The organism is Prosthecobacter sp. (genome assembly GCF_029946185.1).
GTDB lineage: Bacteria > Verrucomicrobiota > Verrucomicrobiia > Verrucomicrobiales > Verrucomicrobiaceae > Prosthecobacter.
Genome location: NZ_JAQSEA010000199.1, coordinates 15113 through 27292 on the forward strand (window position 1 = coordinate 15113; position 12180 = coordinate 27292).

General features: G+C 60.5%; 7 protein-coding genes. 5 read left to right on the forward strand and 2 right to left on the reverse strand.

Annotated features, from left to right (window positions below; all coding sequences use genetic code 11):
* Window positions 1-82 precede the first annotated feature (82 nt).
* Complete coding sequence (locus PSV43_RS17010; protein ID WP_300199977.1) at window positions 83-3199, forward strand: c-type cytochrome; 3117 nt, start codon at window positions 83-85, stop codon at window positions 3197-3199.
* 95 nt (window positions 3200-3294) lie between these two features.
* Entirely contained in the window at window positions 3295-4095 is an 801-nt protein-coding gene (locus PSV43_RS17015) for a DUF1080 domain-containing protein (protein ID WP_300199981.1), read from the forward strand.
* Window positions 4096-4113: 18 nt separating this feature from the next.
* Here the strand turns inward: PSV43_RS17015 and PSV43_RS17020 are convergent, their stop codons facing one another.
* Window positions 4114-5115 (reverse strand): G protein-coupled receptor LGR4, encoded by a 1002-nt coding sequence (locus tag PSV43_RS17020; protein ID WP_300199984.1) that lies wholly within the window; start codon window positions 5113-5115, stop codon window positions 4114-4116.
* A gap of 344 nt (window positions 5116-5459) precedes the next feature.
* On the opposite strand from PSV43_RS17020, the gene PSV43_RS17025 reads away from it, so the two are divergent.
* Together PSV43_RS17025 and PSV43_RS17030 are read left to right on the forward strand one after the other, a co-directional pair.
* The gene (locus tag PSV43_RS17025) at window positions 5460-7292 is read left to right on the forward strand and encodes an ATP-binding protein (RefSeq protein ID WP_300199987.1); all 1833 of its coding nucleotides are present in this window, start codon (window positions 5460-5462) and stop codon (window positions 7290-7292) included.
* Window positions 7285-7926, forward strand: a complete 642-nt coding sequence (locus PSV43_RS17030; protein ID WP_300199990.1) for a response regulator transcription factor — start codon at window positions 7285-7287, stop codon at window positions 7924-7926. The genes PSV43_RS17025 and PSV43_RS17030 overlap by 8 nt, the downstream gene beginning before the upstream one ends.
* 224 nt (window positions 7927-8150) lie before the next feature.
* Here the strand turns inward: PSV43_RS17030 and PSV43_RS17035 are convergent, their stop codons facing one another.
* Window positions 8151-9374: a GDSL-type esterase/lipase family protein gene (locus tag PSV43_RS17035; protein WP_300199993.1), complete on the reverse strand. Its 1224-nt coding sequence runs from the start codon at window positions 9372-9374 to the stop codon at window positions 8151-8153.
* A gap of 34 nt (window positions 9375-9408) precedes the next feature.
* Between PSV43_RS17035 and glgX the strand changes: the two genes are divergently transcribed.
* On the forward strand, window positions 9409-11628 hold the full coding sequence (gene glgX, locus PSV43_RS17040) for a glycogen debranching protein GlgX (protein WP_300199995.1): 2220 nt from the start codon (window positions 9409-9411) through the stop codon (window positions 11626-11628).
* Window positions 11629-12180 lie beyond the last annotated feature (552 nt).

The window sequence follows — 12180 nt, forward strand, 5'->3', positions numbered from 1 at the left end:
TGACCCGTTCAGCCCCCGTCTTCGCTAAAGGATGGGAATAGAGTGCAACGTCAGCTGATTTGGTGCGTATTTTCCGCCCATCATGTTGCCTCGTATTCTTCCCACGCTCGCTGCTTTCGCCCTACTGCTGAACACCGCCTCCGCCGCTCCGCAGTGGATTTGGCTGTCCAAGGATGGCAACAAGGACTCGCAGGTCACCTTTCGCTATCGCTTTGATGTGCCCGCCAAGGTGCAGTCAGCTCTGCTGGAACTCACCTGTGACAACGGGGCGGACGCCCTGCTAAATGGCAAAAAAGTCCTCACTAATCCGGACTGGCAGGAGCCCACCAAGATGGACGTCAGCAAGGACATCAAGCTCGGTGCGCAGAACGAAATCATTGTCCACGGTCGCAACAAAGGCGGCGTCGCGGCACTCATAGCCCGGCTCACCCTCAAACTGCCGAACGATGAAAAAGCGATCGTCGTGGAGACCACGGACAAATGGGAGGCCACCAAGGCCGGCACGGAAGCCTGGCAGCCCGCCCTCGTCATCAACGACTACGGCAAAGGCCCTTGGGGCCTCGCACTCGATGGCAGAGCCGCCGGCGGCAAAAACAGCGGTCCTGCCGAGAGCGTCGCTGCATCAGAGATCACCGTCCCCAAAGGCTTCAAGGTCGAGAAACTCTACAACGTCCCGAAAGACCAGGAAGGCTCCTGGGTAGCGCTCACGGTCGATCCCAAAGGCCGCCTCATCGCCTGTGACCAATATGGTAGCATCTACCGCATGAGCGTTCCAGCCATCGGCAAAACCGAGAACCTCAAGCCGGAAAAACTCGCCATCCAGCTCGGCAAGGCGCACGGCCTGCTCGCCGCATTCGACAGCCTCTACGTCATGGTCAATGAGGACGGCAAAAACAACGGCCTCTACCGCCTGCAGGACACCAATGCCGACGACCAGTTCGACAAGATCACCAAGCTGCACACCATGGGAGGCGGCGGCGAGCACGGCCTGCACAGCATGACCGTCAGCCCCGATGGCAAGCGCATCTTCTTCAACTGCGGCAACCACACCAAGCTGCCTGAAGGTCTCGAAGACAGCCGCCCGGCCAAAATCTGGAGCGAAGACCACATCCTCCCCCGCTTCTGGGATGCCAACGGCCACGCCCGTGGCATCCTCGCCCCCGGCGGATACATCTGCAGCATGAACCCCGATGGCAGCGGCTTGGAGCTCTTCTGCTACGGTTTCCGCAATGAGTTCGACATCTGCTTCAGCGACCAGGGCGAACTCTTCACCTATGACGCGGACATGGAGTGGGACATCGGTAGCCCCTGGTACCGCGCTACTCGTGTGAATCACTGCGTCAGCGGTGCCGACTACGGCTGGCGCAGCGGCAGTGGCAAATGGCCCAACTATTACGCTGACTCACTCCCCACCACGCTCGACATCGGCCCCGGCAGCCCCACCGGTGTCGTCGCAGGCACTGGCGCAAAATTCCCTGCCAAATACCAGCACGCCATCTTCATCAACGACTGGACCTACGGCACCATGTGGGCCATCAACCTGGACGCGAAAGGCGCAAGCTTCGCAGCCACCAAGGAAGAATTCGTCTTCGGCAAACCCCTCCCGCTCACTGACGTCGTCATCCATCCGCAGGACGGTGCCATGTACTTCGCCGTCGGCGGCCGCAAGACCCAGTCCGGCGTCTATCGCGTGACCTATGTTGGCGATGAATCCACCGCCCCTGCCAAAGCCCAGCCACTGGGTGAGGATTTCAAACTGCGTGCCTCTCTTGAAGCCTACCACACCGGCAAAGTCGATGCCGCCAAGGCTCTCGGCGATGCTTGGAGCAAGCTCAGCAACAGCGATCGCCACATTCGCTATGCTGCTCGTGTCGCCATTGAAAAACTCCCTGTCGCACTCTGGCAGGAAAAGGTGCTCAGCGAAAAGAATCCCGTCGCTTTGATCGAAGGCATCATCGCCCTCGCTCGTGTCACCGGAGCCAAATCCAACACCGAAGGCGGCAAACCTGCCGGAAAGCCCACAGGCACCTCTTCGGAGCCCATTGGCGATGTGTCTGCGGAAAACGTCGAGCTTCAGGGCCGCATGCTCCTTGCCATGGGCAGGCTGGTAGGTGCAGGTCTCGAGCTCGATCAGCAGCTCGCCGCCGTGCGTGCTCTGGAGCTCATCTTGATCCGTCTTGGCAAGCCTGATGCAGACATCTGCTCCCAGATCGCCACAGCGCTCGACCTAGTTTATCCAACCGAAAACCCCTCTTTGAACCGCGAACTCTGCCAGATCCTCGTCGCCGTCGATTCCCCCACCGTCGTTTCCAAAACCCTCGCCATCATGGCCACCGCGAAAGACGACTTTCAAGAAGTCGCCACCGATGAGGTTTTGAGCCGCAACGATGGCTACGCCAACGCCGCCCGTGCCGCCGCTGGCAGCCGCCCGAATGGGCAGCAGATCAGCTACATGGTCGCCCTGCGCAATGCCACCGCAGGCTGGACCCCCGAGCATCGCCAGACCTTCTTCTCCTGGTTCCCCCACGCCCGCACCTGGAAAGGCGGCAACAGCTTCAAAGGCTTCATTGAAAACATCCGCAAGGACGCCCTTGCCACCTTCGTGCCGCAGGAAGAACTCGCCGCGCTCGAAGCCCTCAGCAACAAGGTCGAGGCCAGCACCTCCATCCCCAACTACGTCGCCCCCAAAGGCCCCGGTAAAAACTGGACGGTCGATGAAGTCGTCGCCCTCACCAATGACGGACTCAAAGGCCGCGATTTCAAAAACGGCGAGGCCATGTACCGCAGCATCATGTGCGCCACCTGTCACCGCTTCAATGGCGACGGCGGCAGCATCGGCCCTGATCTCACCGGCGTCGGCAACCGCTACACCATGCGCGACCTCATGGAGAACATCGTCGATCCCAGCAAGGTCATCTCCGACCAGTACGACAGCCACGAAATCACCAAGAAGGATGGCAGCATCATCATCGGCCGCATCGTCGTCGAAGAAAACGGCAAGGTCTTCATCATGACCAACCCCTTCGCCCCCAACGACCACATGGCCATCAACGAAAGCGACATCGCGAAGAAGGGCACCCGCAAAGTCAGCATGATGCCCCCCAGCCTCATCAACTCCCTCAATCAAAACGAACTCCTCGACCTCATCGCCTACCTCACCAGCGGCGGCAACGCGAAGGACAAGGCTTTCGCAAAGTAGTCCAGTTGCGCCGCAATTGGACTCGGGAAGGCCGACGAAATCGTCGGCCTTCTTTTTGCCTGCAAATCATCAGTATCCAAGCCGTTTCTACCACCATGCACCGCCTCCTTCTCACTCTGCCCCTCCTCACCCTTCTCGCCTCCGCCGCTGAACCGGCGAAGCCAGCCGAACTTAAAAAAGAAAAGCCCTTCACCCCCGGCGGCATCTACCGGCAGGGCGACATGCAGCGCCCGCGCCCCACGGTGATCACACCGCCGACGGCGACAACAGCTCCGAGCGATGCCGTCGTGCTCTTCGGTGGCAAAGACCTCTCCAAGTTCATCCGCAAACCACGCAAGGACGACAAGGATCAAAGCGACGTGCCGAACTGGAAGATCGAAAACGGCTATGCCGAGATCACGCCCAAGGGCGGCGACATCGACACGCGCGACAAGTTCGGCTCCTGCCAGATTCACCTCGAATGGGCCACGCCCGCCGAGGTCGTGGGCAAGAGCCAGGGCCGGGGCAACAGCGGCGTGCTCATCCACGGCTGGGGCGAGGTGCAGGTGCTCGACTCCTATGAGAATGATACGTACCCCGACGGTCAGGCCGGGGCGATCTACAGCAACTACCCACCCCTCGTGAACGCCAGCCGCAAGCCGGGTGAATGGCAGAGCTATGACATCATCTGCGAATGCGCGCAGTTCGATGAGAAGGGCAACGTGCTTCAGCCCGCACGCATCACGGTGCTACTCAATGGCGTCATCGTGCAACACGCAGCCCCGCTCGAAACGAAACTGCAGGAAGTCGGCTTCGCCCTGCAAGACCATCACAACCCCACCCGCTACCGCAACATCTGGGTTCGCCCCCTGCACCGTTACGATGAGAATGCGAAGAAGAACGATGCGGCTAAGTGAGTATTCGGTTGGAGCTGCTCACTTATATTTCACGTCCACCTTCGGCAGCAGCGCTTTGATCTTAGCCTGCGTCTCCGGCGGATAACCCTTCTTACGGTCGATGATTTTCAGTTCCTTGAGGAAGGTGAAGCCTTGCAGCAGCGGCAGGCGTTCCTCGGGCAGACTTGGGCTGCCAAGTTCGAGTGATTCGAGCTGCGTCATCGTTGCGAGCACCTTGAGATCCTCGTCGGTGGTGTCCTTGCAGTTTGTGAGCGTGAGGCGCTTTAGCGTCTTGATGTCCTTGACGATTGGCAGTGACTCGGATTTGTCGAAACCTTCGCCGAGTTGCAGCGATTCAAGCGGCAGCGCGGTGATGTTCTTCAGCGCTGCGGGCGTGGCGTGAGCGCCAAGTTCTAGGCCCTTGAGTTTCGTCAGCTTGGCCAGATTAGGCGCGCCCGCATCCGTGAACTTCGCGTGAGCAAGGCTGATGCTTTCGAGATTCGGCAGATGATCGCACAGTTCCTTCAAACCCTCGTCGTCGATGCTGTTGCCACGATGACTTACCTTGATCAGCTTGGTAAAACCTTCGAATTTCGCGTAGGCGCGCCCGGTGATCTTGGTGCCAACGAAAGAGAAGGATTCGAGATTCTTCAATCCCGCAAGCTGCACCATGCCTGCGTCCGTCAACGAACCGTTGTTCGTAAAGCGCAGGGTCTTGAGATTCGTGAGCTTCGCGATGTTCGGCATCCACTCGTCATTAAACTTGGTGGAAATGACGTTCAGCGACTCCAGCGTGGTGATGTGCCCGAGATGTTCAAAAAAGGCCGCGTCATACGGATCTTCCTTCCGGTGATCATGCGGCCCGGTATTTGGCACCGCGAGATCGACCAGCCTCAAGCTCTGTCCATCTTCCGTCTTCTCGACTTTGCCATGCGCGCCCTCAACCGCCTTGATGACAGCTTCGACGTGGGGATCCAAGGCCAAGGCGGAAATGCCTGCCGCAAAAGGCAGAGTCAGGAGAAATGACAGAGTTTGTTTCATGAGGGAGGGGTGGAATTTTGAATGGGCAGTTGATGCGTACTGAGGATTCGAGGAAGTGCGCAAACTGCAGCATATTGAAAGGCATCGCTCTTGAGTCCAAACGGTGCCGACAACCGCTTCATACGATCCCCCCGAATCCTCGGGGGCGGCTGCGGCACTAGAACACGGTGGCAGCGTCGCGTCCACCTCGCTAGGCTGCGTGCATCGTGCGGCACCTCCTCCATCCTTGCTTTTGCATCCTGCTGTTGTGGGGCCAGGTGGCCTGTGGCGAGGTCACGTCATGGATTCCGGAGATAAGTGCGATGAAGAGGGAGAGTGCCGCTTTGCAGAAAAGACTCAGCATTATGCCCTCCGCACCAGAAGTGCAGTTCACCCAGCGTCTGGGCTGGCACAGCCTCTACTCGTCTTCACCGGACAAAGCGGAGTGGGTCGAGTTGAATCTGGGGCAGGCGCAAAGCATCGATGCGGTCGTGCTCATCGCCCCACCACCGAACGGTGCCGCCGTGAGCACCGGCTATGGCTTCCCACTGCGCTTTTATGTCGAGTTGCTGGGCGAAGGCGAGGACAACGAGCGTACCATCATCGCGGACTACACCGGCGCGGATTTCCCCAATCCGGGGCTGCTCCCGATAGTGATCCCAACATACGGAGGCATGGCACAAAAGGTGCGCATCACCGCGACGCGGCTGTATTCCACCGGAGATCGCTCCTTCTGCGCCTTGGGCGAAGTGATGCTGCTGCAAGGGAATGAAAACCTGGGCGCACGGCTGGAGTCCATCGGCCCCGCGGCGGTTCGTGCCAGCAGCAGCCAGGGCACCCGGCCCGACTGGGGACGCATTAATTTGGTGGATGGTCACACCGTGCTCGGGCCACCGCTCGGCACGCGTCACAGTCCCACGCTCGGCTTTCGCAGTGTGCCCGCCAGCGAAGGCCGCCCCCACACCAACCCATGGGTCGAACTTGATCTCGGGCAGGTACGTCCCATCGACGAAATCCGGTTCTTCCCCGCGTATCCGCCGCAGTTCGCACACAGCCACGGCTACGGTTTCCCGGTGCGCTACCAGATCGAGTTGCGGGAGGCGGACAATGATACACCGCACCTCCTGCCCGCGCCGCAGTCGGGCAGTTACAACGCCCTGCCGGGCGACAATGTGGTTACCCTCGTCGGTGCCCGCCGCGCACGTTTCATACGCATGCAGGTGCTCGACCCGCATGTGAGCAATGGCGCCGTCGTGCTAGCCATGGCGGAGATGCAGGTCTGGTCGGACGGCAAAAACATCGCCCTCGGTTGCGAGGTGAATTCTCCCGATTCCACCGAACAGAATGGCTGGTCACGCGCCGCTTTAGTCGATGGTTTTGCCAGCGGCGCTGACATCGTGGACTGGCCCGGGTGGCTTGCGGCTCTTTCTACGCGACGTGAAGTGGAGCAAGAACTCAGCTTGATCGCGAAGCAACGCGAGATCATCACGCAGCATTGGCAAAAGATCGCACTGGTGCTGCTCATCGGCATGGCCGTGGCAGGCGTCATCGCGTTGCTCCTCTGGCTGCAGCGTCAGCGCCGCATCCGGCGCGGGGAACTCGAACGCCTGCGCGAGCGCATCGCCCACGATTTGCATGACGAGATCGGCAGCAGCCTCGGCAGCATCGCCCTCATCGCCCAGGACATCTTGGCGGAGGGTGGGCAAAGCCAGCAGTCGCGCGAGGATCTCACCGACATCAAAGACATCGCCGCTGAAACCGTGGACGCCATGCGCGACATCACCCGCCTCATGCAGAGCGAGCGCTACGGCACCGATGACCTGCCCACACTCCTGCGCGAAACCGCCGACCGCATGCTGCGCGGCATCCAGCACACGCTCGATCTCGATGACCACGCCCAGACCCGCCGCCTGTCCGTGGACCGCCAGCGCGACCTCATGCTGATGTTCAAGGAGGCCCTGCACAACATCACGCGCCACGCCGCTGCCACCGAGGCGCATATCACGCTCAAGCAGACCCACAACGACATCATCCTCACCATCCGCGACAACGGCCACGGCTTCGACACCAGCGCCAAACACACCGGCATGGGCCTCACCAATCTGCAACGCCGTGCCGCCAAGCATCAAGGCTCCACAGACATCACCTCCGCCCCTCAAGGCACCGTTTTAATTCTCACCCTGCCGCTGCATGCCTGAAAACATCGACCTCTGGATCATCGAAGACCACAAGACCTACGGCGAGCGTCTCGTCAAAGCTTTGAACCGCCTCGACGGCATCACCTGCACGCAGCGCTTCACCGCCTGCGAGGACGCCTTTGCCGCGCTCGCCACAGAACCTGCGCCGCAGGTGCTCCTGCTGGACGTCGGCCTGCCCGGCATGAACGGCATCGATGGCATCACACGCCTGCGCCAGCTTGCACCCAGCACCGCCATCGTGATCCTCACCGTGTTTGAAGAAGACGACAAAATCTTCCGCGCCATCTGCGCCGGAGCCGCTGGCTACCTTTTGAAGACATCCAACACCGATGACATCGCCGCCGCGATCCGCAGTGCGGCCGCAGGCGGATCTCCCATCAATCCCCACATCGCACGCCGCGTGCTGGAGATGTTTTCGAAGGCCAACGTGCCGCACAAAGACTACGGCCTCACCCCGCGTGAGCTGGACATTTTGAAGCTCCTCGTCAGCGGCAGCACCATCAAGGACGCCGCCGCGCAGCTCGGCATCGGCTACTACACGGCGGACGAGTACATCCGCAGCGTGTACGTCAAGCTACAGGTGCGCAGCCGTGGAAGTGCCATCGCGAAGGCGGTGAAGGAAGGGCTGGTGTGAGGCTTGGAACCTCTTCAATTATGGACGGCTTAGGCGTCCTTGAGCCGGAGGATTGACGATTGTCGAACAATCGATTGTTGATTTTAGAAGCTCCAGCCTGGCGAAGCCAAAGTAGCTTAGTTCCTGCGGAACAAGGAACCGCTCCGACTCTCCCATAGCCCCCGGCTTGGCCACACACTCCTTACGCTGCTTGCAAATCCCTTCCCTGTTCCGCAGGGACAGGGCTACTTCAAATACGGCCCCACCACTTCCTTCCAAATCACGTAGCCCTTGGCGTTCATGTGCAGCCCGTCTGCAACAAAGATGTCCGGCTTCGGCATGCCATCAGCGCCAAGCATGTGCGGATAGACATCGACGAACTGCAGCCGCTTGTCGGTCTTCGTGAACTCCTCGATGAGTCTGCTCGCCTCCTGCATCTCCCCGACCATGCTCCAGCGCTTCGGATTCGGCGCATTCGAGATGTAGCTGATGCGGCACTCCGGCAGCGCGGCATGAACCTTGGCCACAAAGGCTTCGAAATCCGCGAACACCCGCTGCGGTGTTTTGCCCGCGCTGATGTCATTGCTGCCGGCATACATCACCACGAGCCGGGGCTTGTACTTGATCACGGTCAGATGCGCGTAGTTGAACGAATCAAACAACTCGGAGCCGCCAAAGCCGCGATTCATCACCGGCAGTCCGGGGAAATCCTCCTCCAGTGTCTTCCACTTCACAATGCTGGAACTGCCGGTGAAAACGATGGGGTTCTCCGGCGGTGCCTTTTCCGCATCCTTCTTCCCAAAAGCCAGAATATCCTTCTGCCAGCGGATGGCCGAGGTCACGACATCATAACCGGCCTCGCTGAAGTGAAGCTTGTCCTCCACGTAAAGCTCAGGGCGCGGCTTGCCGTCCGCACCGAGCAGCAGCGAAAACACATCAATGAAAGCGACGCCCTGCTTCGCGCAGGATGCGGCAATGAGGGCATTGGCCTGTTTGACCTGCGCCACCTCGTCCCAGCGTGCGGGTGAAGCCGGGATGGAGATATACGAAATCGCGCTTTTCGGCAAAGCCCTGCGCACTTTCGTCACAAAGGCCTCAAAGGTCGCCAGCACCTCCTCCGGCGTCCGCCCCGCATGCAGGTCATTGCCACCGGCATTGAGGTAGATCTGCTTCGGCTGATATTTGATCACGCAGCGGTCCGCGAAATGCACCACGTCGCTGATCTGCGCGCCGCCAAAGCCACGATTGAGCACCGGCGTCTTTTTGAACCTCTCCCGCAGCGACTGCCAGCGGCGGATGTTTGAAGCACCAACGAACACCGTGACATCCTTCGGCGGCGCTTGCGTAGCATCCTCCGCCTCAAAGGCCTGGATGGCCTTTTCAAAGCGTGCCGGGTCCGACGGCTTGAGGGCCTGTACCCAGGTGGTCGTCAGCAGCAGAAAAAGGGCGGGCAAATGGCGATAATTCATGGCGTCATGGCAAACGTTGTGCGTTGTGAGACTCATGCAACCTTTGCTCACCAGCCTGAAACGCAAATTTGCCCGGAAGACGACGCCCTCCACACCTGCTCGTGTGACTGTGCCTGCCTCCCCCCTGCCCGTTGCATTCGAGATCAACGGTGGTCCCCTGGCACCGGGCGTCACTCTGCTGAGCGCTGGCACCCGGTTTGTCGCGCACTCCCGGCATGCCGTGGCTCTGGACCTTTGCCTCTACGACCCCGCATCCCCCAACCGCGAGACCGCCCGCATCCGCATGCAGCGCACCGAGTGCGATCTGTGGCACGCCACTGTCCACGGGGTCAAAGCAGGCACCCTGTACGGCTATCGCGCCCATGGTCCCTGGCTGCCAAAAAATGCGATGCGTTTCAATGCCAAAAAACTCATGCTCGACCCATACGCCCGCGCCATCCAAGGCAAGCCGGACGAGGCCGAGCACATGCGCACGCTGCCCGATCCACGGCACGCTCTCGGCCGTGTCGACAATGGAGCCGAGGCCCTGAAAAGCGTGGTGATCGACGAATCTTTCGACTGGACCGGCGATACCAAACTCAGCATACCATGGCAGGACACGGTCATCTGTGAGCTGCATGTGAAGGGCTTCACCCAAACACATCCAGACGTCCCCGCCAAGCAGCGCGGCACCTATGCCGGGCTCGCACACCCCTCTGTCACTTCCTATCTGCGTGATCTCGGCATCACCAGCGTGCAGCTTTTGCCCGTGCATCAGCATCTGGACGACGGCTTTCTGCTGGGCCGGGAACTCACCAACTACTGGGGCTACAACACCATCGGCTTCTTTGCCCCGCACAACACCTATGCCGCCGCAACAGATCCCCAGGAGCAGGTGCGTGAGTTCAAGGAAATGGTGAAGGCCATGCACGCCGCCGGCATCGAGGTCATTCTCGATGTCGTTTACAATCACACCGCCGAGGGCAATGAGCACGGCCCTTCACTGATGTTTCGTGGACTGGACGATCACAGCTACTACCGGCATCAATTTGGTGAAGACGGGGCGGACTATGTGAATGTCACCGGCTGTGGCAACTCGGTCGATTCCTCCAGCCCGCCGGGGATGCGCCTGATTCTGGACAGCCTGCGCTACTGGGTCACCGAGATGCACGTCGATGGCTTCCGTTTTGATCTCGCCGTGACCGTGGCCCGAGACGAAAAGGACGGGTTCAACCGCCAGTCGCCCTTCCTCAGCGCCGTGGCGCAGGACCCAGTGCTCTCAAAGGTCAAGCTCATCGCCGAAGCCTGGGACATGTCCCGCATGGACAGCTATCAGGTGGGGAATTTTCCCGAACCCTGGCGGGAACTCAACGGCAAGTATCGCGATACGGTACGCAGTTGGTGGCGCGGAGATGCCGGTGCCACCGCCGAGTTCGCCAAGCGTTTCTGCGGCAGCCAGGACGTGTTCGGCTGGAACCAGCGCCCCCCTTTGGCGAGCATCAATTTCCTCACCTCGCACGACGGCTTCACGCTGCTGGATCTCGTGAGCTACGAGCACAAGCACAATGAGGCCAATAAAGAGGACAATCGTGACGGCGACAGCTGCAATCACAGCACCAACTGCGGCGTGGAAGGCCCCACCGCAGATCCCTGGGTGCTGCAAACGCGTGCACGACTCCGTCGCGGCATGCTCGCCACCATGATGTGCTCCCTCGGCGTCCCCTTCCTCACGGCTGGCGACGAACGCGGCCGCACCCAGCGTGGCAACAACAACGCCTACTGCCAGGACAGCGACATCAGCTGGCTGGACTGGCACGACTGTGACGAGGAAATTCTCACCTTCACCCGGCAGATCACCGCTTTCCGCCGCAGCCATGAAGTGTTTCGGCGCAGCAGTTATTTCGACGGCAAACTCAATCCCGCCACCGGCCTGCGCGACGTCCTCTGGATCGAAAGCGACGGCACATTGCTGCATCATGAGGAATGGCATCAGGAGACCCGCCGCAGCTTTGGCGCTCTACTGGGTGCTCCCAGTGAGGCATCCAGCCCGCTCCTGCTGCTGTTCAACAACAGCGCAGAGCCGCAGCCCTTCATTCTTCCCGGTGACGCGAGCGCTCTCTGGTCTCTTGTGTTCGACACCGCCTTGTGTCCCTCCTTCCCGACCACGCCATCCCCCGGCTTGAAAGGCTCCCAAAAATACCCGCTGCTAGCCCAGGGCATCGTGTGCTTGAAACTGGCCGCTGGAGACCTAGCGTCGCTTGAGCCGAAGGTTTGAGACCGGCCTCGAATGCGGGCGGAGAAGGATCCTGAATATCCTCCGTCTGAAGCGCTCGCGATACTCGCACCCGCTCCACATTGCACACGCTTGAGAGATCGGGACGATCCCTCTCCACATCGGCGTCTCCTTAACCGGGTGCCATTCGGCCCGCCCCCTTTTCAGACACCCACCAGGCTCGGTGCCACGAAGTGGTATCAAGTATCAAACCAGTATCATTGATACCAACGGGGATTGCATGAAGAACCTCCCCGCCCCTTGGAGGCAGGAAGACACACAGGATGGCAATCCACCTCCTTGCCGCCCTTGGCGCAGCTTTCAGGGTCAGACCGTAGGTTGGGTGTGTTTGGCGCGCTGCGCCTTGCCACGTCCCGCCGCCCGCTCCGTCAAACCGCCCGAGTGCGAGGACTTTCGTACGCCAAGGTGTTTGCCCTGCGCTCAGGCACGGACGGGCTGCCGCCACATCCGTCCTACGGCCCCACGCTTCCCGCGCCCTCGGGAGTAGCCCACCGCCGCCCCTAAATATACAGACCTCAAGTTTGCTCAATCGTT

Coding starts and splice junctions, on each gene's coding strand:
- PSV43_RS17010 (WP_300199977.1), top strand. CDS start 83: ATGTTGCCTCGTATTCTTCCCACGCTCGCTGCTTTCGCCCTACTGCTG.
- PSV43_RS17015 (WP_300199981.1), top strand. CDS start 3,295: ATGCACCGCCTCCTTCTCACTCTGCCCCTCCTCACCCTTCTCGCCTCC.
- PSV43_RS17020 (WP_300199984.1), bottom strand. CDS start 5,115: ATGAAACAAACTCTGTCATTTCTCCTGACTCTGCCTTTTGCGGCAGGC.
- PSV43_RS17025 (WP_300199987.1), top strand. CDS start 5,460: ATGCCCTCCGCACCAGAAGTGCAGTTCACCCAGCGTCTGGGCTGGCAC.
- PSV43_RS17030 (WP_300199990.1), top strand. CDS start 7,285: ATGCCTGAAAACATCGACCTCTGGATCATCGAAGACCACAAGACCTAC.
- PSV43_RS17035 (WP_300199993.1), bottom strand. CDS start 9,374: ATGAATTATCGCCATTTGCCCGCCCTTTTTCTGCTGCTGACGACCACC.
- glgX (WP_300199995.1), top strand. CDS start 9,409: ATGCAACCTTTGCTCACCAGCCTGAAACGCAAATTTGCCCGGAAGACG.